Here is a 25,047-nt window from a genome sequence, read left to right on the forward strand (position 1 = left end):
GGGCGGATCTCCATCCGCCCCCTTTTTATTGAAACTCTCCCATGTTCGATTTTGCCGCCTATGCCGGCCTTTTTTCCGCAGCTTTCGTCGCCGCCACCATCTTCCCGATGCAGTCGGAAGCGATCCTTGTCGGCTTGATCCTGTCTGACCGGTATTCACTCGCAGGATTGTTTCTCGCGGCTTCGGTGGGCAATACGCTCGGAGCAGCGGTCAACTGGTTCATCGGCCGCGGCGTCGAGCAGTTCCGAGACAGGCGCTGGTTTCCCGTTACTCCCGAAAAGCTCGACCGGGCACAGGCCTGGTATCGGAAATATGGAAAATGGTCGCTGCTTCTGAGCTGGCTGCCGATCGGTGGCGACGCGATCACAGTCGCGGCGGGCATTCTGAAAGAACCCCTGCCGATCTTCCTGATCCTCGTCTACATCGGCAAGTCCATACGGTATCTGGTGCTGACTGCAGCCACGCTCAGTCTGATCTGATCTGCAGTCCTTCGCTGCCGAAGTCGATGAGCGTCTTCCAGAAGTCGGCAAAGAACCGATGCGCGAATGTCTCCAACGAGCCACCTGGAGGCTGCGCGGCCCACCGCTCGCTTGCCACCCGCAGCGCGCCGATCACCACGGCTGCCAGAAGCCGCAGGCGCTCGCTCTCTTCTTCGCTGCGGCTGCGGGCTTTCAGAGCTTCCGTAAGCTTCGCTTCGAGCTTGGCATATTTGAACTGATCGCGGGCATTGAGCACCGGCGTGCGCCGGATCAATTCGCCAAGCCTGAGCGCTCTCTCGTCGGCGGCCGAAACGATGGCGCTTGTCAAACCGTACTGCACGGCCTTGACCACCGGTTCGTCTACCGGACGGGAGGCGATTGCTCTCATCAGATGCTCCGCAAACCCGTCCTGCCAGGCAAAGACAACGTCTTCCTTCGAGGGGAAATAATCGAAGAAGCTGCGCTTGGAGACATCGGCGCGTTCGGCGATGTCCTCGACTGTCGTGACTTCGAAACCGCGCTCCAGGAACAGGCTGATTGCTGCCTGTTCGATACGCTCGCGGGTCTGCCGGCGTTTGCGTTCGCGTCTACCTTCCGTTTCTCTGCCCGTCGCCTTCGTCATTTCATCCGATTCAATCGTCGCTCGCCGGATCGGTATTCGTGGCCGGACGCATCACCGTCTCGGAATGAGATTGAGGACGCTCACGCGCGAGATCCAATGGCTTACGGCGGGAGATCCTGTAGACGCTCGCCGGCGGCAGGTTCCGCACGGTGGCGCCGATATGCGTCGCCTTGAGGCCAAGCCGGTCGAGGATCGGACGCGGAACGGGGCAGCGTGGTCCGTAGGTGAACTGGTAGAAGGCGCCGCCCGGACGAAGATAGGTGAAGGCGCCGCCGAGGATTGCCGTCACCTTGCGCGGCGACATCGAAAGAAGCGGCAACCCGCTGACGATAGCCCCGGCTATTGCGCCATCGAAAAGATCAGCATGCGCGAGCTTTGCCGCATCCATCTGCAGCACCCTTGCCTGCGGAAACCGCCGTTGCAGGCCAGGCACGAATTCGGGTCCGTATTCGATCAGCGTCAGATCGGACTCGGCAACGCCTCGCGCAAGCAGGGCGCGGGTGAAGACCCCAGTCCCCGGCCCGAGCTCGATCACCGGCCCGTCGAGCGGCGCTATCTCCTGGGTCATCAGCCGCGCGAGCGAGTCACCGGAAGGTGCAACGGCTGCAACGCGCATGGGATTGCTGATCCAGGAACGGAAGAAATGCAGGAAATCGGAGAATGCGACGTCTGCTCTCATGGTCAGAGACTCACCGGTATGAAGATGCGATCGCGTATTCCGCCGACCTTCACAGCCCGCATGGCAATTCCAAGGCATAGGAACCTCCGTCCTGAAAAAACAGTTTGCTGCGCGCCGAATGACCCAGGTAACGCCGCAGCCAAAACGAAGTTAGTGAATTTTTGCATCAAGTGCAATATTATCACGAGAAAGTGCAGTCCGATGCCTTGCCGGCTGAAACAATCAGCCCTTGAAGCGAACCAAAAGCCGCCCATCATCAGCAATATGTGTTGTCACATCGAGATAACCGGGAATCTTCCAATGCCCGGTTTTGATCTCATGGTTATGGGTGGCGGTGATGACCATGACATCGGCGCCGGCCGCCTCTCCTGCCCGGATGCCGGCAAGCACGTCCTCGAAGACCAGAGCCTCTGACGGGTTTACGCCGAGCCGTTCGGAGCCGAGGATATACCCTTGTGGATTGGGCTTGCCGACCGTCACATCCTCTGCTGTCACCATATGGCGCGGTTCGGGAATGCCGGCCGCTCGGAGCCTGCGCTTCGCCAGTTCGATCGGCGAGGATGTAACGATCGCCCAGCGCTCCGGCGGCAGGGCCGAAAGGAACTCCACCGCGCCCGGGATCGGCACGACGCCTTCCACGTCCTCGATCTCGCCGCGCAGGATGAATTCCGCCTCGGCGACCGGATCGATGCCCGGCAGGTTCAGCGCACTGATCGTGTCGATGCCGCGCTTGCCATGCATGGTCGGCAGAAAGCTTTCGACATCGAGCCCCATGGCGGCCGCCCAGCGGCCCCAGACCCGTTCCGCCGCGGCAAGCGAATTCAGGATCGTTCCGTCCATGTCGAAAAGGAAGGCAGCGTAGGCCTTTTGGGGAAGCTTGATTTCCGGCGCGGCGGCAAAAGACAAGGGCAGATCCTTCAGGGGCAATCCGGCGCAGAAATGGCCGGAATCGGTTTTGGTGTCAGCTCTACCATATGAAGATGCAAATCGATTGAAACAAGTATTGCCGCCGTCCTTGCCTTCCCTTTTCAGCACGGTAGAACTGTCTTCCTAGGTCGATCGCAAGGGAGGATGTCTTGGCCCAGGTTTCCGTGTCCCATCCGGATCTCGCCGATTGTGGCGTGCTGGTCACCGGCGGCGGCTCGGGCATCGGCGCGGCATTGGTGGAAGGCTTTGCCACTCAGGGGGCGCGGGTGGCCTTCATCGACATCGCCGACGATGTCAGCCGGAATCTCGCCGCGCGGCTGACAGAGAAATCCCGTCATCCGGTTTTCTACGTGAAAGCCGATCTCCGCAACATCGAAGAGGCCAAGGCTGCAGCGAACGAGGCTGCACGCAGGCTCGGATCGATGTCCGTGCTCGTCAACAACGCCGGATGGGACGACCGGCATGAGCTGGAAGCCGTAACGGAGGAATATTGGGACAATAGCCAGGCGATCAATCTGAAGCAGATGTTCTTTGTCTCGCAGGCCATCGTCCCGCATCTGCGGAAAGCCGGCGGCGGCGCGATCGTCAATTTCTCCTCGATCGCTTACCTGCTCAATATGGGTGAAATGCCCGCTTACACGACCGCCAAGGCCGGCATCATCGGATTGACCAAGAGCCTGGCGGGAAAGCTCGGACCGGAAAACATTCGTGTGAATGCGATCCTGCCCGGCATGATCGTAACGGAACGTCAGAAGGAGCTTTGGCTGAAGGAGGAGAATATTGCCGCAATGGTTGCCCGCCAGTGCTTGAAGCGGGTGCTTGTGGCGGAAGATCTTGTCGGCCCCTGCCTGTTCCTTGCCTCAACCGCCTCCGCCGCCATGACGGCCCAGACGATCGTCATCGACGGCGGAGCGCTTTGAACAGCGAAAAGGAAATTGCCGCGCGGGCTCCCGGTGGAAAGAGCCCGCGCGGCCGGAGGTGAGCTTACTCCGCTGGAGAGAGAGCGGGCGCCGCCTCCGTGCCGTGCTGCCGCAAGGGGCGGCTGCCGGTAAGCAAACGCACCAGCATGTAGAAGACAGGCGTCATGAAGATGCCGAAGAAGGTCACGCCGATCATGCCGGAGAAGACCGCGACACCCATGGCCGCGCGCATTTCTGCACCCGCGCCGGTCGAGACGACGAGCGGCACCACGCCCATGATGAAGGCCATGGAGGTCATCAGGATCGGCCGCAGGCGCAGCCGGCTCGCTTCGACTGCCGCCTGGAACGGCGTGCGGCCTTCGAACTCCAGCTCGCGGGCGAATTCCACGATCAGGATCGCGTTCTTCGCCGAAAGTCCCACCAGCACCACGAGGCCGATCTGGGTGAAGATGTTATTGTCTCCACCAGTGAACCAGACGCCGGTCAGGGCGGCCAGAACACCCATCGGCACGATCATGATGATCGCAAGCGGCAGCGTCAGGCTCTCATACTGTGCGGCGAGCACGAGATAGACGAGCAGCAGTGCCAGCGGGAAGACGACAATGCTGGAATTGCCGGCCAGGATCTGCTGGTAGGTCAGGTCTGTCCATTCAAAGTCGATGCCCGAGGGCAGCGTCTCGTCGAGGATCTTCTCGATCGCCGCCTCGGCCTGTCCGGACGAATAGCCCGGAGCCGGACCGCCGTTGATGTCGGCCGACAGGAAGCCGTTGTAGCGTGTCGTGCGTTCAGGCCCGGTCTGCGCATCCACCTCGAGCAGAGCGGAAAGCGGGATCATCTGGCCGGACTGCGAACGAACCTTCAACTGGCCGATATCCTCGGCCTTGGCGCGGAATTTCGCATCCGCCTGCACCCGCACGCTGTAGGTGCGGCCGAAGGCATTGAAGTCGTTCACATAGAGCGAGCCGAGGTAGATCTGCAGCGTTTCGAAGACATCACTCACCGAGACGCCGAGCTGTTCGGCCTTGGCGCGGTCGAGATCGGCATAAAGCTGCGGCACGTTGATCTGGAAGCTCGAGAAGATACCGGCGAGTTCCGGCGTCTGATAGGCCTTGGCGAGAACCGCCTTGGTCGCTTCGTCGAGCGCCTGGTTACCTAGACCGGCACGGTCCTCGATCTGCAGCTTGAAACCGCCCGTCTGCCCGAGACCGTTGACCGGCGGCGGCGGGAACATGGCGATGAACGCATCCTGGATGCCGGCGTACTTCTGGTTCAGCGCCATGGCGATGGCGCCGCCCGAAAGCTCCGGCGTCTTGCGGTTCTCGAAGTCGTCTAGTACGGCGAAGACGATGCCGGCATTCGAGCCGATCGTGAAGCCGTTGATCGACAGGCCCGGGAAAGCGATGGCGTGTTCGACACCTGGCTGCTCCATGGCGATATCGCTCATCCGCTTGATCACGTCTTCCGTGCGGTCGAGCGTCGCACCATCCGGAAGCTGGGCAAAGCCGATCAGGTACTGCTTGTCCTGTGCCGGCACGAAACCGCCCGGCACGGCATTGAACATGCTGTAAGTCAGACCGACGAGCGCAAGATAGATGATCATCACCAGACTCTTGCGCGAGAGCAGCCCGCCGACCGTCCGCCCGTAGCCGTTGGAGGCGGCTCCGAAGACGCGATTGAAGCCGCGGAAGAACCAGCCGAAGATCAGATCCATGAACCGCGTCAGTCCGTCCTTCGGGGCGTGATGGCCCTTAAGAAGAAGGGCCGCGAGCGCCGGCGACAGCGTCAGCGAGTTGATCGCCGAAATCACGGTGGAGATCGCGATCGTCAGCGCGAACTGCCGGTAGAACTGGCCGGACAGGCCGCTGATGAAGGCGAGCGGTACAAAGACCGCGACCAGCACCAGCGCAATGGCGATGATCGGACCGGACACTTCCTTCATGGCGCGATACGTCGCGTCACGCGGACTGAGGCCGTTCTCGATATTGCGCTCGACGTTCTCCACCACGACGATCGCGTCGTCGACGACGATGCCGATCGCCAGAACAAGTCCGAAGAGCGTCAGCGCGTTGATCGAGAAGCCGAAGGCATACATGACTGCGAACGTTCCGATGATCGAGACGGGAACGGCGATCAGCGGAATGATCGAAGCGCGCCAGGTTTGCAGGAAGAGGATGACCACGAGAACAACGAGCGCGATCGCTTCGAGCAAGGTCTCGATGACCTTTTCGATCGAGGCGCGCACGAACTTGGTCGTGTCATAGACGATCTCGTATTTGACGCCGGTTGGCATGGCGAGTTGCAGTTCGTCCATGGTGGCGCGAACATTGTCGGCGATTTCGATCGCGTTCGAGCCTGGCGCCTGCAAGACCGCCACGGCCACGGCCGGCTGGCCGTCCAGCAGCGAGCGCAACGTGTAGTCGGCAGCGCCGAGTTCGATGCGGGCGACATCGCGCAGTCTGGTGATTTCGCCATTCTCGCCGCTCTTGACGATGATGTTGCCGAATTCCTCCGGCGTCTGGAGACGGCCCTGGGCGTTGACGTTGAGCTGCAGGTTGACACCCGGTACGCTTGGCGATGCGCCGATGATGCCCGCTGCGGCCTGGACGTTCTGGGACCGGATCGCATTGCTGATATCGCCTGCGGCCAGCGAATGTTCAGCCGCCTTCTGCGGATCGATCCAGACACGCATCGAATAGTCGCCGGCGCCGAAGACCTGCACCTGCCCGACGCCTTCGATCCGGGCGAGCCGGTCCTTGATGTTCAACGTCGCATAGTTGCGAAGATAGGTGATGTCATAATCGTCGCCGGTCGAGACCAGGTTGACGACCATGATGAAGTCGGGCGAGCTTTTCACCGTCGTGATGCCCAGCGCCCTCACCTCTGTCGGCAGGCGCGGTTCGGCCTGTGACACCCGGTTCTGCACGAGCTGCTGGGCCTTGTCCGGGTCCGTGCCGAGCTTGAAGGTAACGGTAAGTGTCAGCACGCCGTCGGAAGTTGCCTGGCTGGACATGTAGAGCATGTCTTCGACGCCGTTGATCTGCTCCTCGAGCGGGGTGGCGACGGTTTCGGCAATGACCGTCGGGTTGGCACCGGGATAGGTGGCGCGCACGACGATCGATGGCGGCACGACTTCCGGATATTCGGAAATCGGAAGCGATCTGAGGCCAATGAGGCCGGCGACCACGATGAGGATCGACAACACGGCCGCAAAGACGGGCCTGTCGACGAAAAACCTGGAAATATTCATGTCAAAGCCCTCTCTCCGGGGTTGAACAAGAAACGGAAAGCGTCCGCCCTGCAGTCCATCGGGGCTGCAGGCTACAAACGCGAATGATGTCTTGGAGGCTGACCGGCCAGCAGCCGGTCAGCGGATTACTTTGTAGCGACCTTGGCCTCGTCCTGCGGCTCGACCAGTGCGCCGGGACGGATACGCTGCAGGCCGTTGACGACGATCCGATCGCCGGGGTTGAGCCCCTTTTCGACAATCCTGAGGCCATCCACCGCCGAGCCCAGTTCCACCTGCCGGTAGGCGACGGTATTGTTGGCATCAACCACGAAGACGAATTTCTTGTCCTGATCGGTGCCGACGGCCTTTTCACTGACCATCAGGTGATCCTCCGACTTCGGCTGGCCCATGCGCACCCGCACGAACTGGCCCGGGATAAGGCGACCACCCGGATTGTCAAAGACGGCGCGCACACGGATCGTGCCGCTCAGAGCATTCACTTCGTTGTCGATAAGCTGCAACTTACCGCGGATCGGAGCACCGCCGTCGGCAAGCGTGCTGACCTCCACCGGCACCTGCTCGATTGCTGGAGCGCCGTTCTGAGCCGGAAGCTGCGCCAGTATCCGGGTCACCAGCTCTTCGCTGGCGTCGAAACTCGCATAGATCGGATCGGCGGAAACCAGAGTGGTCAGCGGAGCGGATTCCGAACCCGATGCCACGAGATTGCCGACAGTGATCTCCAATCTGCCGACCCGGCCGGAAATCGGCGCCCGAATCTCGGTATAACCGAGATTGAGCTCAGCCACTCTCAATTCCGCCTTGGCGGACTGGAGGTTGGCAAGCGCTTCGCCTTTGGTGCTCTGGCGCTGTGCAAGATCGCTTTGCGAGATCGTATTATTGGCTGCCAAGGTCTTGCCGCGTTCAAGTTCGGTCGTGGCAAGCTGAACCCTGGCTTCAGCGGAGGCCACCTGCCCTTCTGCCTGTGCGACCGCCGCTTCGTAAGGTTCCGGATCGATGGTGACGAGCAAGTCGCCCGCTTTCACCAGTCCGCCTTCGCGGAAATGCACCGCCTGGATCGTACCGGCGACACGCGGACGGATCTGCACGCGGTCGACGGCTTCCAGCCGGCCGGAGAATTCCTGCCAGGTGGTGACGTTGCGCGGCTCGATGGTTGCGACGGTCACCGGAACGGCCGGTGCCGCCGCGGCGGCCGTCGCAGGAGCGGCATTCGCTCCTTGCGGTATGTCGAGATAGACGGAGGCCCCTGCAATCAGCGCGGCCGTACCCAGTCCGGTACCCCACAGGGCCCAGTTCTTGATCTTCGATGTCATTGCTACTCTCCTTACGGCCTAGGGAGCAGGCCGCGATCTTCCTTCAAATATAATATGCTATGCACTCAATTCGTGGACGAAGCCGGTAAACTCGGAGCAAAGTGTCTCCATCCATTTTCCGCTGCCGCCCTTGTAAATACCCGTCCAGCCACAGCCGACCGGGAAAACCTTCTGCCTGACCGATACGCCCGACGCTGCCAGCCGCTCAGCATAACCGATCGCCTCGTCGTGCAGCGGATCATCCTCCGATGTCACGATCAGCGCCGGGGCGACACCCGAAAGCCGCGAACAGAGGCACGGTGCGGCATAGGGATGCTGGAAGCCGCACGCAGAGCGCAGATAGTGGCTCCAACCTTCCGCCCAGCGCTGCCCCATCCCGATCTCGTCGGCCCGGTTGAACGAATTGCTCGCCATCATCGGGTCGATCATCGGCGACATCAGGATCTGCCCGCTCAGTTCGCCAGGGAGCACGTCGCGCGCCTTCAACGCCACGCCAGCTGCGATATTTCCGCCTGCCTCGTCCCCGGCCACGAATAGCTGGGACTTGCTCAAGCCGCCATACAGCTTCCGCTTTGTGCTCAGATACGCGAGCGCCATAAACGCATGTTCCATAGCCTGAGGAAACCGGCTGTCGGACCCCCTGGCGTAATCTGCTTCCAAAACGATCGCGCCGGCGTCCACCAGCGCAGTGCCTGCCGGCCGCTCTGCCTCTTCCAGCCTCCCGCCCTGAAAGGCATCACCCCGAAAGTAGAGAACGATCGGCGCTCCCTTCACCTTCACCTTTGCCGCATCGCCGTAAAGGCGCATCGGGATCGGGGGCACGGGAGGACCTTCCAGCCCGATATTCTCCCAAATCCCACTGACGACCTTCTCACTCACAACGGACTCGCTTCGGTGCCCACAAGGGGGCAGCTCTTGCCTTATCACTTGGAACATATATTATTGTTCGCAGCGTTGACCACAAGTCAGCCTAACGGACAACACTATTCCAAATTGATGGACAATACCGCATCGCAACAGGTGACTTATGGATCAGCTTTCAGCAATGCGCGTTTTCGTCAGGGTCGTCGAAACCGGCAACTTCACGCGCGCCGCCGCAACGCTCAACATTCCGAAGACGACGGCGACCAACATGGTGCAAGCACTGGAATCGCATCTCAGCACCAAGCTTCTGAACCGCACGACGCGGCGAGTCATAGTGACCACCGATGGGGCGCTCTATTATGAGCGTGCGATCCAGATTCTCTCAGAAATTCAGGAGCTTGACGGCAGCATGTCGAACTCGCAGACGACGCCCTCCGGGCGTGTACGGGTGGAGATGGCAGGCGCCTTCGCCGACCTTGTCGTCATTCCTTCGCTTTGCGACTTCTATACACGCTATCCGAACATCCGCCTGGACATCGGGGTCGGCGACCGGCTGGTGGACTACATCGCCGAAAACGTGGATTGCGCGCTTCGCGGCGGCACGCCGAAGGATCAGTCGCTGATCGCCCGCAAGGTCGGCGAACTCAGGATGAAGACCTACGCCTCGCCGGAATATATCCGCCGCTTCGGCCTTCCCTCTCATCCGAAGGAACTGGAGGACAAGCACATGTCCGTAGGCTATCTCAACGCCACCGCCGGGCGGACGATGCCTTTCGATTTCCGCCGCGGCGAGGAGGTGATCGAAGTAGCTCCGCGCTATGTCGTCTCGGTCAACGACGCGCGCAGCTATCTCACTGCCGCAACCACCGGCATGGGCGTCGCCCAGGCGGCCCATTTCATGGCCCGCGATCCGGTCGCACGCGGCGAGCTGGTCGAGGTTCTTGCGGACTGGGAATGCGAATCTCTACCTCTCTACATCGTCTATCCGCAGACGCGCCACCTCTCGAACAAGGTTCGAGTCTTCGTCGACTGGCTCGCCAAGCTGGTGCAGAACCTCAAGATCGAGGAAAATCGCGAGCAGATCCGGAAGGCTGGCTGAACGAGGCGTTCCTGCAACCATAAATCATGCTCTTCGCAAGGAATTTATGCTTCGGCACCTGTGAGGATGGTAAAGCCGTTCGAGAGTTTGCCTTTGATGATCGGAACAAGCAGAGCATGACACGTTGGGGACATGTCGCAATCGCCGTGCTGGGCGGCATCGCAGCCGCACTGCATGTCGGCAAGGTACCGCCCGCGATCCCGATGCTGCGCTCGGAACTTGGCATGGATCTCGTCGCCGCCGGCTGGCTGATGGGGCTGGTCAGCGCACTCGGCGCCGTCTGCGGCATCCTCATCGGCCGCTTCACCGACCATCTGACCCATCGACGCGCGATGATCCTCGGCCTAGCCCTGCTCGTCGCAGGCAGCCTGATCGGTGCCGCGACCCATTCCGAAGCGGTGATCTTCGCCAGCCGCGTGCTGGAAAGCGTCGGCCTGATCATGGTCTCCGTCGCGGCGCCCGGCCTGATCGCCTCATCGATCGATCCGCGCGATACGGGGCTCGCCTTCGCGCTCTGGGGCGTGTGGATGCCCGTTGGCGTTTCCGTCATGATGATGATCTCGCCCTTCCTCCTGCCGAGCTTCGGCTGGCAGGGTTCCTGGGTTTTCGCAGCCATGCTGAGCCTCGTTCCGATGATTGCGTTGATGACGATGAAAACGGCGCAGCCGAGGGCCGCCGGGCAGGTTTCGACATCGCTGCCGGCGGCGGTCAGGCTCACCGCATCCCGGCCGATGTCCTGGATCCTTTCAGGAATCTTTGCCACCTACAGCGCAAGCTTCATGGCTGTCTTCGGCTTCCTGCCGACGCTGTTGATCGAGGATATGGGGATCGGCCTGGCGGCTGCATCCGTCATGACCGCGCTTGCCGTGCTCGCAAACGGCGTCGGAAATGTGCTTGGCGGCGTTTTCGCCCGATGGGGCGCGCCACGCTGGATATTGATCGCCGGCCCCTGCATCATGCTGACGATGACGGCCTTCATCGTCTTCGGCCACGCCTTTCCGCTGTGGATGAGGTATGGCGCGTCAGTGCTTTACGCCGTTTCAGGTGGCGTGCTGCCGGCGACGATCATGGGTTCTCTGCCGGTCTATGCCCCGCGCCGCGACCTCGTCGGCACATTCAGTGGCTTCGTCATGCAGGGGTCCAATATCGGCCAGGTATTCGGTCCGATGCTGCTCGCGTCGATCGTCGCGGCATCCGGCTGGCAGGCGGCGCCTTACTACATCTTCTCCACCACGACGCTCGGCTTCGCACTCGCTCTGTGCCTGCGCCAGACCGAGCGCCGCATTGCGGCGGCTCAACCCAAAGCCGCGTGAGAAGACGCTCGCCTCTGCCCGGAAATTTCTTTCGTCATGGAAGGAGATGGTGGGTGATGTAGGGCTCGAACCTACGACCCGCTGATTAAGAGTCAGCTGCTCTACCAACTGAGCTAATCACCCAAGACCGTCTGCGGCGAGGCGTCCTCGCCAGCGGTGTGAGGGGGCGTATAAAGGGGAACGTCGGCCTTGTCCAGCGGCTCTGTAAAAATTATTTGCCTCTTCGGTCAAAAAATCCAACCGGATGGAACTCCAGCGGATATGGAACGGGCCAAATTCGCACCAGATGCGCAAAGAGCAGAAGTTTCAACAATTTACCGCGTCACAATATCGCAATCTTCGACGCATGCCGAAAATTCAAAGGTCAAGCATACCTTCCGCAAGCCTGACGGCTTGCCCGCCGATCCGTGCCTTGGCAATCTCGGCATCCTTCACGTCGATATGCAGGTAGATGAAGGACGGCCTGCCCATTTCGACGCCCTGCTCCACGAGGAGAGGATGATGCCCATCCGGCAGCGCATCGAAATGACGGATCGCGCCAGAAAGCGCAGCGACCGCGGCGCCCGTCGCCGGGTCCTCGGAAATCCCCATGTCCGGCGAGAACATGCGTGCGTGGAATTTCGCCTGATGGTGGACGCCGCCACGACAATAGACATAAGCGGAAGCAAGCGCCCCTTCGACGAAGGGAGCAGCCCTTTCCCAAAGGAGCGGATCAAATTCCAGGTTCTGCACAATGGCAAGATTGTGCAGCGGAATCATCAGGAAAGGCACGCCGGCGCTCCAGATCGACGCCACGTGATTCTCGAACCCCATATCCGTCGATTTGACGCTGAGCGCATCGGCAAGCCCCTGATGGTCGAGCGGCAGGTCGATCCGTTGGGGCTTCCTCGGCAGGTCGAATTCCGCAAATCCGGCCTCACCGGCCCGAAGCCGCACGGCACAGCGCACCGGTCCGACATTTTCCTCCAGCACGCAGACGAGATCCATGTCCGCTCCACGGATGCCGTGATCACGTTCGGCAAGCGCTATCGCAGTCCCAACCGTCGGATGTCCGGCAAAGGGAAGTTCCCTCCCGGGTGTGAAGATCCGCAGCCGCGCGGCATAGGCGGGATTGGAGGAAGACTTCACGAAAACCGTTTCCGAGAGATTCATTTCCCTCGCAATTGCCTGCATGGCATCGTCGGCAAGACCGTCTGCGTCAAAGATGACCGCTAAAGGATTGCCGGAAAGCTTCCTGTTGGTGAAGACGTCATAGATGCTGTAGCGACGGGCCAACAGCAGTTCCCTCCCTGCAATTTTCGATGGTGCCAAACTGCCCGAGCAGCCCATCCAGTGCAACCCTATTCGGCAACGTCTTGCCCTTGGCCGAAATACCAGTTCAGAACGGGCAACATTCCGGCATGGTAAGGATGGACTGAAGGATCGGCCGAACGGATCGCCACCGCGCCCGCGATTTCCTTATCTTCGGCAACCTGCATATGCTGCTCGATCCGAGCGATCATCTGGTCCGCGGTCTCATCGAATCGGAAGAGCCGGAACAGGGTCACGGTCCGCCGGAAATGAGCGATGTAGTATCCGTCGCTTACAGTCGCATCATGCAGTTCGATCCCCGTCTCCTCCAGCACCTCGCGCCGCATATTGAGTTCGGGGTCACAATGACCGTCAACGACGTCATCGGGGTCGAAGGAGCCGCAGGCAAAATAAACCATGCCCGCATTCGCCGTATGCGCTCCCATCCGGATGGCCACCAGGGCACCGTCCGAAGTTTCCAGAACCGGATAGGAATGGATATGCAGCGCACCATGCCGTTCCGGCTGCTTGCGCCACCATAAGAAGGTGGAAAAGGGCGCGACGTAGCCTTCACTGACAATGCCGCCCCGTACCAGGCCGATCCGCCTCTGAAGGATCATCCGACCGTCGAACAGGGCAGGATTGGCGGCCACTTCCTGCCTCCAGTTCTCTGCAATCGCCTCCCGTTCGGCAAGGTGGAATGGATGGTCGCCCGTCATGATGCGCATCCTCACCTGGTCGACATGGAAAACGGTCCTTTCCGGCGGCAAGCCGGAAAGATCGTCGGAAAGTTCGATGGTCATTGGAGCTCCAGCGTCATGACGACAGGACAATGGTCCGACGCCTTCGGACGGTCCCATCCGATGCGCGGAAATCGCTCGACTTCCTGTCCCGGAGGAAAGACGGTGCGATAGGGCTGCCCACCGCGGATGATCTCGGGAACACTGTCCGGATTGTACTCGGCGAGCGCGGGAGAAAGCCAGATATAGTCGAGCTGGCAGAGATGCTGTTCCTCAGGCCCGCGAGCGTGGTAAAGCGTCCAGCGATCCATCCCGTCACGGCGCTGCATCGGGTTCACCGCGAAGCCGTCACCACTGAAGACGTCGAGCGCGCTCACGTCCTCCTGCCTCGACTCGAACCGATAACCCTCGCGCCGCGTGCCGATCACCTGCACCTTTTCCTGATAATCGTTCATGTCGCCGCAGATGGCGAAATTCCTGGTCCCGGTCCGCCCCATGCCGAAGCGACGTTCGATGATATGCCGCACCGCCCTCGCCTCAGCCGTGCGGATCGCCATGGTGCCGGTTCGTCCGTCCAGGCCCTCGCGCGAATTGCTCATGGACTTGAAGTGGACCACGTAAAGCGACAGGGGCTTTCCGCCGACCTTCAGTTCGACTTCGAGGCAATCCCGCTTGAATATCTTGTCATGCGGCTTGCTGGTCAGGGCCAGTTCCTCATTGAACAGATCAAGGTCCTGATAGGTCAGCATGGCGTGACTGCGGATATCGATCACCTCGATCGGTTCGCCCGCCCGGGTCTCTTCACGCATCAGCACCGCGACATCGATGCCGCGAGAATCATTACCCTCCACGAGATATTTCTGGCGATAGCCGTTTCCGGCCATGCGGTAGAGATAGCCGTATTCGAAGGCCTGCAGCGCCGGCATGTTGTCGACCTCCTGCAGGCAGAGAATGTCGGCATCCGCTTCGGCGATCGCGAGCGCCGAAAGCTGCCGCGTATCGTCGGTTTCGGCGATCAGGCGGGCCTGTTCCAGCTGCTGGTAGACAGCCTTGTCCTGCACGTCATAGAGTCTCAGCACGCGGTCCTGCCGAAGCTGGTTGCGCCAGCCGGAAAAATCGAAACGCGTCATCAGGTTTTCGATGTTGAACGTGCCGAGGCGCAGCGACATGCGGAGATTCCCTATTCTCATCAGCACCATAACCACCAGAATGCCGCGTGGCTACAATCTCCAGGCCGAGCGGATGATAACCGTGAGGGTATCACCAACCCTGACCGATCGACGGCTGAAGGTACGCAGGGTCTGGCCATCCGCAAGGGCAAGGCGCAGCGCATAACGCTCGCCTTCGAAGAGAACCGAAAGAACGCTGACCGCCACCCCTTCCGCCGCGATCTCCACATCCTGCGGGCGGACAAGGATATCCGCAGCCGGATCATTCCCCCGCCCAATCTCCCGCGTCGATAGCAGCGACTGCATGGCCGGCCAGTCGAGAAGCCGCCTGTCACCATCCGGAGACGGAAGGGAAAGAATTGCGCCTTGCCCGATCAATCCACCGACCAGCCGGCCGTCCGGCCGCGCATAGATCTCCTCGGGGGCCGCCACTTGCAGGAGCCGGCCTTCCGACATCACCGCCACGTCCGTCGCCAGCGCCATCGCCTCCGCCTGGTCGTGTGTGACGTAGATCATCGTCGCTCCCGATCGCGCATGAAACTCGCGAAAGGTCTCCTCCATATCCTGCCGCAGATGCCGGTCAAGATTGGCAAGCGGTTCGTCGAGCAGCACGACATCGGGTTCCGTCACGAGGCAGCGGGCGAGCGCGACGCGCTGGCGCTGGCCGCCGGACAGGTCGGCCGGTCGTCGATCGGCGTAGCTCTCGAGCCGGACGGCAGAAAGGGCATCCTTCACTTTCCGTTGTCTCTTCTCGCCGGAAATGCCGCGCACCTTGAGCGGATAACCGATATTCTCCGCGACGCTCATATGCGGCCAGAGCGCATAGGACTGGAAGACCATCGCCATGTTGCGGTTTTCCGGGGGCACCATCTCGCTCGCATCCGCCAGCACCCGTTCGCCGAGCAGGATCGAACCGTCTGTCGGCTGCTCGAAACCGGCGATCATCCTGAGCACGGTCGTCTTGCCGCAGCCGGAAGGGCCGAGCAAAGCCAGAAAGCCGCCTTCCCTGACGGTGAGCGACACGCCGTTCACCGCGGGCCTGCCGCCCGTTTCAAACGACTTGGAAAGGCTGTTGAGGATCAGCTTCGCCATGGCACCACACCTTTCGGCAGTCGCTTCGCCATCAGTTCCAGCACCAGCATCATCACCACGACCATAATGACGACGAGCACCGACAGAGCCGAGGCGAGGTTGAAGCTGCCGCTGTCGTCGAGATTGTAGATGGCGACACCAAGCGTCTGCGTGCCGGCCGACCAGAGGAGCGCCGAGATGGTCAGCTCGTTGCAGGCGATCAGGAAGACGAGGATCACCGAGGCACCGGCGGCCGGCGCCACCAGCGGCACGAGAATATCGGCAAGCCGCCGTCCGAAACGCGCCCCCGAAAGCCGCGCCGCCTCTTCGAGCGAGGGATCGAGCTGCCGGAAGGCGCTCACCACCGGCTTCAGGCTGACGGCAAAGAAACTTGAGAAATAAGCGATCAGGATGATCCATATCGTCCCGTAGATCGAGATGCCGATCACCGGAACGGGTGCCGCAAAGACGAGGATAAAAGCCACTGCCAGCACGATGCCCGGCAGGGCATAGGGGATCTCGGCGAGAGCCGCAATGACCGGTGCGAACCGGCTCCTGCCGCGCACCAGGAAATAACCGGTCAGCACGGTCGCTGCCAGGAGACCAAATGCCGTCGTCAGCGCCAGAGTGACGGAGTTGGTGAATGCCGTGCGCGTCACCGTCTGGCGGAACAGGATTTCCTCATAGGCTTGGATGGTCGCGGTCGAAGAACTCAGCGGCACGCCGTAGGCGGGCGCCAGCGAGCTAGCAACCAGCGCCGTCAGCGGCATCACGAGAATGATCAGGATCGTCAGCCAAAGCGCGATCTCCGCAAACCACCGCCAGGCTCCCAGCCGAAACACCGCCACCTGCCCGGACAGGCCGATAACGCGATAATCACGTCCGCGCAGCACCCGGTCCTCCACGATGAGCCCGACAATCGACAGGATTGCGATCATGGCTGAAAGCAGCGAGACATCCGCGAACGTGCCGGGTCCGAAACTCGCGAATTTCGAATAGATCAGCGTAGGCAGCGTATAGATCGAAGCGGGGATGCCGAGGATTGCCGGAATGCCGAAATTGCCGACGCAGGAGACGAAGGCGATCGCCGCACCTGCGGCAAAGCCGGGCAAGGAAAGCGGCAGGATCACATCCTTCAGAACCTGCCAGGACGATGCACCCGAGAGCCTCGCCGCCTCCACCCCATCGCGTGGCAAGGCCAGCAGCCCCGCCCGGAGCGAGAGATAGACGAGCGCCGCGTTCTGCACGCCGTAGAGCAATGCAATCCCACCGATGGAATAGAGCGGCTGCGGGCTTCCGAGCGGCGGCGCCAGCCCGAGCGCCTTCAAAAGCGTGCTCGAAGGTCCGGTCATGCCGATCCACGAAAGCGCCGTCACCTGCGGCGGGATCATCGTCGGCAGCATGAAAAGGAAGCCGAGCGCCGCCTTGCCGCGGATATCGAACAGCGTCAGCAGAAGCGCAAAACCGCCGCCGAGCACCACCGCGGCAATCATGCCGAGGAAGGATGTCGTCAAGGTATCGTAGACCGCCTGCCAGAGAGCGGGATCGGAGAGAAGCTGATGCGCCCCGCCCTGCACGGCCGACACGATACCGGTCACCGCAAGCCGCCCAAGCGGCAGCACGCTCAGACAAAAGATTACCGTTACGACAAAGGGAAACAGCCAGCGCGGCTGGCTGTTTCCCTGATTCTTAGGTCGCGTCATGAAGCGCTTATATCAGCCTTTGGTGCCGAAGATATCCGAGAAGGTCTTGACGTCGTTCTCGGAATTCTTGAGAGCCTCCGAGGCGTTGATCGGCAGAACCTTGATCGTATCGCGAGCCGGAAAGCCGGCCGGAACCGCCATGCCGTTGCGAGCCGGGATATAGCCGAGCTTCAGGAAACCCTCCTGCCCCTTCTCGGAAAGCACATAATCGATGAACTTCCTGGCGTTTTCGGCATGCTTGGTGGAAGCGAGGATCGCTGCGGGCTCAGTCACGGCAGACACGCCTTCCTTCGGGAAGACGAACTCGACCGGTGCGCCCTTGGCCTTTTCTCGGATCGGCATGTAATCGACCACGACGCCATAGGCCTTCTCGCCCGATGCGACCGACTTCAGCACGCCGCCATTGCCGCCTGCGGCGATCGCACCATTATCCTTGAGCTGCTTGTAATAGTCCCAGCCGAGATCGGGAACGGCAGTCAGCGTCTGGGCGTGAATGAGCGCGGCACCCGAGGCGAGCGGGCTCGGCATGGTGACCAGACCCTTGGCTTCCGGCTTTGCAAGGTCGGCCCAGCTTGCAGGCTTCATCGACGCCTGGGTATTGTACATGATGCCGGTGGTGATGAGCTTGGTGGAATAATAATAGCCGTCCGCGTCGTAGAGGGCCTTGTCGTAATTGGCGGCTTCCGGCGACTTGTAGGCAAGAAGCTGCCCGGCCTGCTTCATGCGCTCCAGCGTCACCGTGTCGGCAATCAGCAGAACGTCGGCGACCGGGTTGCCGGCCTGGATCTCGGCATTCAGCTTCGCCATGATCTGCGGCGTCCCGTCCCGGACCCACTCGACCTCGATACCGGGATTGGCGGCCTTGAAACCGTCGACGGTGGCCTGCGCGTCTGCATTCGGCTGGCTGGTGTAAAGCACGAGGTCGGCGGCTTCGGCCGCTCCGGCGATCATGCCGAACGCCACGAGCGCGGAGAATGCGGAAAGAAGGTTCTTCATCGGAGGTCCTTTCGAGAACATATCACCCGCTTAAACACAGTCTTCTGACACGTATGTGACAATGGACGCTCCCATACGAATCCCCCTCCCGAAATGCAGAAAGCCCCCGTCTCCTTCCGGCGACAGGGGCTTCGAAATCACACCTCGTGATAATCAGGCGGCCGCAGGGATTGCATTGGTGATCAGACGCCCGAGCCGCTGGATGCCCTCGTTGATCATCGCCTCGTCGGCGCAGGAGAAGGAAAGACGCAGCGTATTGGCGCCTGAGCGGTCGGCAAAGAACGCCTGCCCTGGCACGAAGGCCACTTTTTCGGTCTCGATCGACCGGGCGAGCAGATCGGCGCCATCCAGGCCGGCAGGCAGCGTCACCCAGACGAACATGCCGCCTTCCGGCTTCGTCCAGCTTGTGCCCTTCGGCATGTATTTGGCGAGCGCTGAGAGCATCGCATCGCGGCGCTTGCTGTAGGCAGCCCTGATCTTGGCAACCTGAGCATCGAAACCGCGCGAGGCGACGTGTTCGATGGCGATCTGATTGATCGTCGAGGAATGCAGGTCGGCAGCCTGCTTCATCAGCACCAGCTTGCGGATGACCGGCATCGCGGCAACCACGAACCCGACGCGCAGGCCAGGCGCCAGCGTCTTGGAAAAGCTGCCGCAATAGATCGTCCGGGTGTTCTCGATGCCGCCCTTGCGGGCAGTGTCGAGCGCCAGGATCGGCGGAATCGCCTCGCCGTCATAGCGTAGATGCTGATAGGCAGCGTCCTCGATGACGGCGACATCCAGTTCATCAGCAAGTTCAAGGATCTTGTCGCGACCGGCCCGGTCGACCGTCTCACCGGTCGGGTTGGCGAAGTCGACCGAAAGATAGGCGAACTTCACGGCTCCGCCGGCCTTTGCCGCCGTCTCGCGATAGGCATCCGGCGTGCGGTTGCCGAAGGAGAGCTGGTCATAGTTCGGCTCATAGGCGTTGAAGGCCTGCAGTGCCCCCAGATAGGTCGGCCAGGTGACGAGTGCGGTGTCCTTCGGCGACAGGAAGAGCTTGCCGAGATAATCGAGCGCCTGCTGCGATCCGGAGGTGATGAAGACGTTCTCGACCTCGCACTGGACGCCGATCCGGGCCATTTCGCCGCGGATCCATTCGCGCAGCGGTTTGTAGCCTTCGCTCACCGAATATTGCAGCGCCGCATTCACCTGCGCGCCGGAGAAGATATCCGCATAGGCTTGCCTGAAGGCCTCGTCCGGGAAAAGCGCCGGATCGGGAATGCCGCCTGCGAACGAGATGATGTCCGGCCGCTCCAGGAGTTTCAGGAGTTCGCGGATTTCGGAGGCGCGCATGCGGCCGGAGCGCGTCGCGAAGATATGTTCCCAATCAAGCACGGAATGTTTCCTCTTATTTCAACTTTCTATGTTCGATCTTTACACAAAGATCGATAGGTCAGCAATACTGACCTATCGAGTTTTCTCTTATTTTCTTCTGTTTAGCATCGCCCGGAAGCGCTTGCCAGAAGAGCATTGAAAAGACAGGTTTGCCGTAATCGGGATCGTGCGGGAATATCCGTGGCCGAAGAGGAGGAAGACATGCTCAAGAACATCGATCCGGCGTTGAACGCCGACGTGCTCCACGCCCTGCGCTCCATGGGTCATGCTGACACTTTGGCGCTCGTGGACACCAATTTCCCGGCCGATTCGATCGCCCGCCAGACAACGCTGGGCAAGTTCCTGCGCATGGACAATATTCCGGCAGCCCGGGCGATGCGCGCGATCCTCTCGGTTTTTCCGCTCGATACGCCGCTGCAGCCATCCGTCGGTCGTATGGAGGTGATGGGCGATCCGGATCAGATCCCGGCGCCGCAGCAGGAGGTCCAGGCCGAGATCGATGCGGTCGAGGGAAAATCGACGCCCATGTACGGCATCGAGCGCTTTGCGTTCTATGAGCACGCCAGGAAGGCGTACTGTGTCATCACAACCGGCGAAACCCGGTTCTATGGTTGTTTTCTGCTGACCAAGGGCGTTATTCCGCCCGCTGCCGAACTCTAAAAGGAAAGCGCCACGCACGGCTTTTCGTGCGTGGCGCTGTACAAAACCGGAAAGTTTAGTTTACCGACTTGTCGACCAGCTTGTTCTTGCCGATCCAGGGCATCATGCCGCGCAGCTTGGCGCCGACTTCCTCGATCTGGTGGCTGTCGTTCATGCGGCGGATGCCCTTGAAGCGGGCCATGCCGGAACGGTATTCCTGCATCCACTCGGAGGTGAACTTGCCGGTCTGGATATCCTTCAGAACGCGTTTCATCTCGGCCTTGGTCTCTTCGGTGATGATGCGCGGACCGGTGACGTATTCGCCCCATTCGGCCGTGTTGGAGATCGAGTAGTTCATATTGGCGATGCCGCCTTCATAGATCAGATCGACGATCAGCTTCACTTCGTGCAGGCATTCGAAATAGGCCATTTCCGGCGCATAACCGGCTTCCACCAGCGTCTCGAAACCGGCACGGATGAGCTCCACCAGGCCGCCGCAGAGAACGACCTGTTCGCCGAAGAGGTCGGTTTCGCACTCTTCCTTGAAATTGGTCTCGATAATGCCCGAACGGCCGCCGCCGACGCCGCAGGCGTAGGAGAGAGCGAGTTCAAGCGCATTGCCGGAAGCGTTCTGGTGAACGGCGACGAGGCAGGGCACGCCGCCGCCCTTCTGGTATTCGCCGCGAACCGTGTGGCCCGGGCCCTTCGGTGCGATCATCACGACGTCGACCGAGGCCTTCGGCTCGATCAGGCCGAAATGCACGTTGAGGCCGTGGGCGAAGGCGATTGCCGCGCCGTCGCGGATATTCGGGGCGATCTCGGCCTTGTAGATGTCGGCCTGCAGTTCGTCCGGGGTCGCCATCATCATCAGGTCGGCCCACTTGGCAGCTTCGGCGACGGTCATCACCTTGAAGCCGTCGGCTTCCGCCTTCTTGGCGGTCGCTGAACCGGATTTCAACGCGATCGCGACGTTCTTGGCGCCGGAATCCTTGAGGTTCAGCGCATGCGCGCGGCCCTGGCTGCCGTAGCCGATGATGGCCACGTTCTTTGCCTTGATGAGGTTGATATCGGCATCCCGATCATAATAAACGCGCATCGTTATTCCTTCCCTATGCGTGTGATTTGTTGATGTTCGTCATCGTCCCGCGAAGGCGCCGAGCGCATCCGCCGATTGCTTCTGCGTGCCGTGCAGCGTCAGGAAGGCTTCGACCGCCCTCTCCGCCTGGCGCGCATTGTCCTTGAGGCCGGGTTCGCCGAGCAGCATGCGCACATGCAGGTCGGAGACGATCAGGCCATAAAGCGTGTGGTAGGCTGAATCCGCGTTGTCGAAACGCAGAAGCCCTGCCCTCTTGCCCTGTTCGATGAGAGCCATGGCGCGCCGGTCGATCTGGCGACGACCGTGCTCCAGCAAGAGCTTGCCGAGCTTGGAACCTTCACGGCTGGATTGGCCGATGGCGAGCCGGTTGAGCGCAAGCGATACGTCGCCGGCAAGCACTGCCAGCAGATCGCGGGCAAAAAGTTCGAGATGGTCGTGCAGCACATCCACCGTCAGCCGTTCACCGGGGCGTTCATGCGTGCGTACCTTGCTCGCCTGATAAGCGATCATCGCGGCCAGCAGGCCTTCGCGGTCGCCGAACCACTTGTAGAGGCTTTCCTTCGAGCAGTTGGCCGCCCGTGCAAGGCCCGAAGTCGTCAGCGCCTTCTCTCCGCCTTCCACAAGCAACCGAAGTGCCTGTTCCAGAACGGCGTTCTGGCGCGGCGTAAATTCGGGCATGTCGGCGGCGTCGGGTTTCACTGCGATATCCTTTGCGTACCGTACGGTACGGTTCTTGATCCGCTTATGGCGCAGGCAAAGCCGGCCGTCAAGAGGGAGGGATCCGAATGTGTCAGCGAAATTGGCCGGAATTTATTCCGCGACAACGGCCTCGCAAACCGCGTCCATATCCCTTGCCGGCGACACGCCGTAGAGCCGGCTGTATTCTCGGCTGAATTGCGATGGGCTCAGGTAGCCGACGCGGTGGCCGGCATTGCCGGCATCCAGCCCCTCGACCAGCATCAGCCGGCGGGCCTCGTGAAGCCGGAGGCGCTTCTGGTACTGCACCGGCGTCATGGCGGTGATCGTCTTGAAGTGATGATGGAAGGACGACACGCTCATGCTGACGTATTCGGCCAGATCTTCGATGCGCAACGGCCGTGCGAAATTTTCCCGGAGCCATGCGATGGCGCGGGCTATCCGGTTGCCGTGATTGTCTGCAACAGCAATGTTGATCAATTGTCCGCCGGCCGGGCCAGTGAGAATGCGGTAGAGGATTTCCTGCTCGATCAGCGGTGCCATCGCCCCGATATCTCCTGGATTATCGAGCAAACGCATGAGCCGCACTGCGGCATCGAGAAGCTCCGGCGTCGCATGGTTGACGACGATGCCGCGCTGCCCGCTCGCCGGCACATTCGGCTGTCTTATACCCGCGCGGCTGAGCAGGTCGAGCAGTCGTTCGCCGTTGATGGCAAACGTCAGGCAGAAATGCGGGATCTCCGGGCTTGCTTCGACCACACGCCAGACGACCGGCAGGTCGAGCGACGTCAACAGATAGTGACCGGGACCGTAATTGATGGTATCCGCCCCGAGTTGCACGCTCTTTGCGCCCTGAATGACCATCGCGAAACAGGGACGGTAGCTGCCGTGGCAGGGTACGCTCGGCGTAGATCGGCGGCTGATCGCGAGGCCTTCGATGGTCGTCAGGTGCTCGCCGTCACCCGAGGCGAAGCGGTGTGAGATCGAGGCGATTTCCCGATAGGGGTTGAACGGCAGCGTCATGCGGTAAACCCCTCCTGGGCTGATGGAAACGCTGTCTGCGTTTGCCCCTATTTAGAATGCCTCTCAGCATCCGCAAATAGCCGCCCCGCTCACTTTTGCAGGATCGTGCAAGAAGCTTGCAGGATCGATCTAACGCTGTTGCGGTCGGCCGAGGCATAGTCTGCCCGTCCAATTCCCCTCCCAACTTCAAAAGATGATTGGAGCTTTCCATGGCTATTGCAAGAGGCTATGCCGCCACCGACGCGTCGAAACCCTTGACGCCCTTTACCTTCGAGCGCCGCGAACCCAATGCCGATGATGTGGTCATCTCGATCCAGTATTGCGGCGTCTGCCATTCCGACATCCACCAGGCCCGCAACGAATGGGGCAATTCCCATTATCCCATGGTGCCTGGCCACGAGATCGTCGGCACGGTGACCGCCGTCGGTTCGTCGGTCACGAAATTCAAGATCGGCGACCACGTTGGCGTCGGCTGCTTCGTCGATTCCTGCGTCGGGTGCGCCGCCCGCGATCTCGATAACGAGCAATACCTGCCCGGCCTCGTCCAGACCTATAACGATTTCGAAGCCGACGGCGAAACGCCGACCTATGGCGGCTATTCCGATTCGATCGTCGTCAAGGAAGGCTACGTCCTGTCGATTCCGGACAATCTGCCGCTCGACGCTGCTGCCCCCCTGCTCTGCGCCGGCATTACCCTCTACTCGCCGCTGCGCCACTGGAACGCCGGCCCCGGCAAGAAGGTTGCGATCTTGGGTATGGGTGGCCTCGGTCACATGGGCGTCAAGCTTGCTCATGCGATGGGCGCCGACGTGACGGTGCTCAGCCAGTCGCTGTCGAAAAAGGAAGACGGCTTGAGGCTCGGCGCGGACCACTATTATGCGACCAGCGATGCCGAGACGTTCAAGGCGCTCGCGGGCACGTTCGACCTCATCATCTGCACCGTCAGCGCCGAGATCGATTGGAACGCTTATCTCAACCTGCTCAAGGTCAACGGCTCCATGGTCCTGGTCGGCGTTCCGGAACATGCCGTGCCGGTGCATGCCTTCTCATTGGTTCCAGGCCGCAGGAGCCTCGCCGGCTCGATGATCGGTTCGATCAAGGAAACCCAGGAAATGCTGGACTTCTGCGGCGAGCATAACATCGTCTCGGAGATCGAGAAGATCAATATCAGCGAGATCAACGAGGCCTATGCGCGCGTCCTGAAGAGTGACGTGCGCTACCGTTTCGTCATCGACATCGCCTCGCTGGAGGCTTGATCGAAACAGTCTGAACAAAGGAGGCGGCTTTCGAGCCGCCTTTTTTTCACATCACTATACTTCGCTTTCATCGAACTTCGCACGTGCCGCCTTCACTGCAGGATGATTCTCTTCTGCCCATCGCAGCACCTTGGAAAGCGGCTCGAACAAGGAACGACCGAGTTCGGTCATCCGGTATTCGACACTCGGCGGCTTGGTCGGAAAAACCTGTCTGTCGACATAGCCATCGCGCTGCAGGTCACGCAGCGTCTGGGTCAGCATGCGCTGCGATATGTCCGGCACCAGCCGGCGCAGTTCACCGAACCGATATGGGCGACGCGCCAAAGCCTCCAGCAACAATGTCGACCACTTGCCGGCGATGCGGTCGATGACATCGCGTACGGGACAATTGCCGGCATCCCAGCCGGACATATCACATTCCTGGCCGCCCAGGACGGGTTTGTGAGCTGACTTGAGCACCATGGGAGTGGTTCCCTCCAGGTAACGATCTCCCCGAAAACTGCCTCCTTTACACAACATAGTCAATTCCTA

Annotated in this window: 23 protein-coding genes and 1 tRNA gene; 6 read left to right on the plus strand and 18 right to left on the minus strand. The window is 61.0% G+C overall.

Features of this window, described 5'->3' with window-relative positions; genetic code table 11:
• Positions 1-41: 41 nt before the first annotated feature.
• Positions 42-479, plus strand: a complete 438-nt coding sequence (locus ABK249_RS12745) for a YqaA family protein (RefSeq protein WP_348863088.1) — start codon at positions 42-44, stop codon at positions 477-479.
• Here the strand turns inward: ABK249_RS12745 and ABK249_RS12750 are convergent.
• The 3 genes from ABK249_RS12750 to ABK249_RS12760 all read right to left on the minus strand — a co-directional run bounded on the left by ABK249_RS12750 (position 466) and on the right by ABK249_RS12760 (position 2,686).
• Positions 466-1,101, minus strand: coding sequence for a TetR family transcriptional regulator (locus tag ABK249_RS12750; protein ID WP_227702961.1), 636 nt, complete (start codon positions 1,099-1,101; stop codon positions 466-468). The genes ABK249_RS12745 and ABK249_RS12750 overlap by 14 nt on opposite strands.
• Positions 1,102-1,111: 10 nt before the next feature.
• Positions 1,112-1,780 carry a class I SAM-dependent methyltransferase gene (locus ABK249_RS12755; protein ID WP_348863089.1) on the minus strand — a complete coding sequence of 223 codons (669 nt, stop codon included), beginning with the start codon at positions 1,778-1,780 and terminating at the stop codon, positions 1,112-1,114.
• Between the two features lie 222 nt (positions 1,781-2,002).
• Positions 2,003-2,686, minus strand: a complete 684-nt coding sequence (locus ABK249_RS12760; RefSeq protein ID WP_348863090.1) for an HAD-IA family hydrolase — start codon at positions 2,684-2,686, stop codon at positions 2,003-2,005.
• Positions 2,687-2,856: 170 nt separating this feature from the next.
• Between ABK249_RS12760 and ABK249_RS12765 the strand changes: the two genes are divergently transcribed.
• Positions 2,857-3,627 carry an SDR family NAD(P)-dependent oxidoreductase gene (locus ABK249_RS12765; protein WP_348863091.1) on the plus strand — a complete coding sequence of 257 codons (771 nt, stop codon included), beginning with the start codon at positions 2,857-2,859 and terminating at the stop codon, positions 3,625-3,627.
• Positions 3,628-3,691: 64 nt separating this feature from the next.
• On the opposite strand, the gene ABK249_RS12770 is transcribed toward ABK249_RS12765, so the two are convergent.
• The 3 genes from ABK249_RS12770 to ABK249_RS12780 all read right to left on the minus strand — a co-directional run bounded on the left by ABK249_RS12770 (position 3,692) and on the right by ABK249_RS12780 (position 8,991).
• Positions 3,692-6,874, minus strand: coding sequence for an efflux RND transporter permease subunit (locus ABK249_RS12770; RefSeq protein WP_227702964.1), 3,183 nt, complete (start codon positions 6,872-6,874; stop codon positions 3,692-3,694).
• 125 nt (positions 6,875-6,999) lie between these two features.
• Entirely contained in the window at positions 7,000-8,184 is a 1,185-nt protein-coding gene (locus ABK249_RS12775; protein WP_227702965.1) for an efflux RND transporter periplasmic adaptor subunit, read from the minus strand.
• Positions 8,185-8,241: 57 nt separating this feature from the next.
• Positions 8,242-8,991 (minus strand): alpha/beta hydrolase fold domain-containing protein, encoded by a 750-nt coding sequence (locus ABK249_RS12780; protein ID WP_227705137.1) that lies wholly within the window; start codon positions 8,989-8,991, stop codon positions 8,242-8,244.
• A 220-nt stretch (positions 8,992-9,211) separates the two neighbouring features.
• Between ABK249_RS12780 and ABK249_RS12785 the strand changes: the two genes are divergently transcribed.
• Both ABK249_RS12785 and ABK249_RS12790 read left to right on the plus strand, forming a co-directional pair.
• Positions 9,212-10,147 (plus strand): LysR family transcriptional regulator, encoded by a 936-nt coding sequence (locus ABK249_RS12785; protein WP_227702966.1) that lies wholly within the window; start codon positions 9,212-9,214, stop codon positions 10,145-10,147.
• 116 nt (positions 10,148-10,263) lie between these two features.
• A complete protein-coding gene (locus ABK249_RS12790) occupies positions 10,264-11,460 on the plus strand; it encodes an MFS transporter (RefSeq protein WP_227702967.1) in 1,197 nt (398 codons plus the stop codon).
• 47 nt (positions 11,461-11,507) lie between these two features.
• Here ABK249_RS12790 and ABK249_RS12795 read toward each other — a convergent pair.
• The 8 genes from ABK249_RS12795 to ABK249_RS12830 form a co-directional block, all read right to left on the minus strand.
• Positions 11,508-11,583: transfer RNA gene (locus tag ABK249_RS12795), tRNA-Lys, on the minus strand.
• A 234-nt stretch (positions 11,584-11,817) separates the two neighbouring features.
• A complete protein-coding gene (locus ABK249_RS12800; RefSeq protein WP_227702968.1) occupies positions 11,818-12,735 on the minus strand; it encodes a PhzF family phenazine biosynthesis protein in 918 nt (305 codons plus the stop codon).
• 65 nt (positions 12,736-12,800) lie between these two features.
• Positions 12,801-13,553, minus strand: a complete 753-nt coding sequence (locus ABK249_RS12805; protein ID WP_227702969.1) for an NUDIX hydrolase — start codon at positions 13,551-13,553, stop codon at positions 12,801-12,803.
• Positions 13,550-14,659, minus strand: coding sequence for an endonuclease/exonuclease/phosphatase family protein (locus ABK249_RS12810; RefSeq protein WP_348863094.1), 1,110 nt, complete (start codon positions 14,657-14,659; stop codon positions 13,550-13,552). The genes ABK249_RS12805 and ABK249_RS12810 overlap by 4 nt, the downstream gene beginning before the upstream one ends.
• Before the next feature lie 51 nt (positions 14,660-14,710).
• Positions 14,711-15,751 carry an ABC transporter ATP-binding protein gene (locus ABK249_RS12815; RefSeq protein ID WP_348863095.1) on the minus strand — a complete coding sequence of 347 codons (1,041 nt, stop codon included), beginning with the start codon at positions 15,749-15,751 and terminating at the stop codon, positions 14,711-14,713.
• On the minus strand, positions 15,739-17,433 hold the full coding sequence (locus tag ABK249_RS12820) for an ABC transporter permease (protein ID WP_348863096.1): 1,695 nt from the start codon (positions 17,431-17,433) through the stop codon (positions 15,739-15,741). Before ABK249_RS12820 ends, ABK249_RS12815 begins: the two co-directional genes overlap by 13 nt.
• A 12-nt stretch (positions 17,434-17,445) precedes the next feature.
• The gene (locus ABK249_RS12825) at positions 17,446-18,429 is read right to left on the minus strand and encodes an ABC transporter substrate-binding protein (RefSeq protein WP_348863098.1); all 984 of its coding nucleotides are present in this window, start codon (positions 18,427-18,429) and stop codon (positions 17,446-17,448) included.
• 153 nt (positions 18,430-18,582) lie between these two features.
• A complete protein-coding gene (locus tag ABK249_RS12830) occupies positions 18,583-19,806 on the minus strand; it encodes an aminotransferase-like domain-containing protein (RefSeq protein WP_348863100.1) in 1,224 nt (407 codons plus the stop codon).
• Positions 19,807-20,007: 201 nt separating this feature from the next.
• On the opposite strand from ABK249_RS12830, the gene ABK249_RS12835 reads away from it, so the two are divergent.
• Positions 20,008-20,466: an RbsD/FucU family protein gene (locus ABK249_RS12835; RefSeq protein WP_348863102.1), complete on the plus strand. Its 459-nt coding sequence runs from the start codon at positions 20,008-20,010 to the stop codon at positions 20,464-20,466.
• 55 nt (positions 20,467-20,521) lie between these two features.
• On the opposite strand, the gene ilvC is transcribed toward ABK249_RS12835, so the two are convergent.
• From ilvC to ABK249_RS12850, 3 genes are all read right to left on the minus strand, one after another.
• Complete coding sequence (ilvC, locus tag ABK249_RS12840; protein WP_037147297.1) at positions 20,522-21,541, minus strand: ketol-acid reductoisomerase; 1,020 nt, start codon at positions 21,539-21,541, stop codon at positions 20,522-20,524.
• Positions 21,542-21,580: 39 nt separating this feature from the next.
• A complete protein-coding gene (locus tag ABK249_RS12845) occupies positions 21,581-22,219 on the minus strand; it encodes a TetR/AcrR family transcriptional regulator C-terminal domain-containing protein (RefSeq protein ID WP_227705138.1) in 639 nt (212 codons plus the stop codon).
• Positions 22,220-22,351: 132 nt separating this feature from the next.
• On the minus strand, positions 22,352-23,260 hold the full coding sequence (locus ABK249_RS12850) for an AraC family transcriptional regulator (RefSeq protein WP_348863104.1): 909 nt from the start codon (positions 23,258-23,260) through the stop codon (positions 22,352-22,354).
• Positions 23,261-23,469: 209 nt separating this feature from the next.
• On the opposite strand from ABK249_RS12850, the gene ABK249_RS12855 reads away from it, so the two are divergent.
• Positions 23,470-24,516, plus strand: a complete 1,047-nt coding sequence (locus ABK249_RS12855; protein ID WP_348863105.1) for an NAD(P)-dependent alcohol dehydrogenase — start codon at positions 23,470-23,472, stop codon at positions 24,514-24,516.
• A gap of 54 nt (positions 24,517-24,570) precedes the next feature.
• On the opposite strand, the gene ABK249_RS12860 is transcribed toward ABK249_RS12855, so the two are convergent.
• A complete protein-coding gene (locus ABK249_RS12860) occupies positions 24,571-24,927 on the minus strand; it encodes a winged helix-turn-helix transcriptional regulator (RefSeq protein WP_227702977.1) in 357 nt (118 codons plus the stop codon).
• Between the last annotated feature and the right edge of the window lie 120 nt (positions 24,928-25,047).

This window comes from Neorhizobium phenanthreniclasticum, assembly GCF_040066075.1.
GTDB classification, from domain to species: domain Bacteria; phylum Pseudomonadota; class Alphaproteobacteria; order Rhizobiales; family Rhizobiaceae; genus Neorhizobium; species Neorhizobium petrolearium.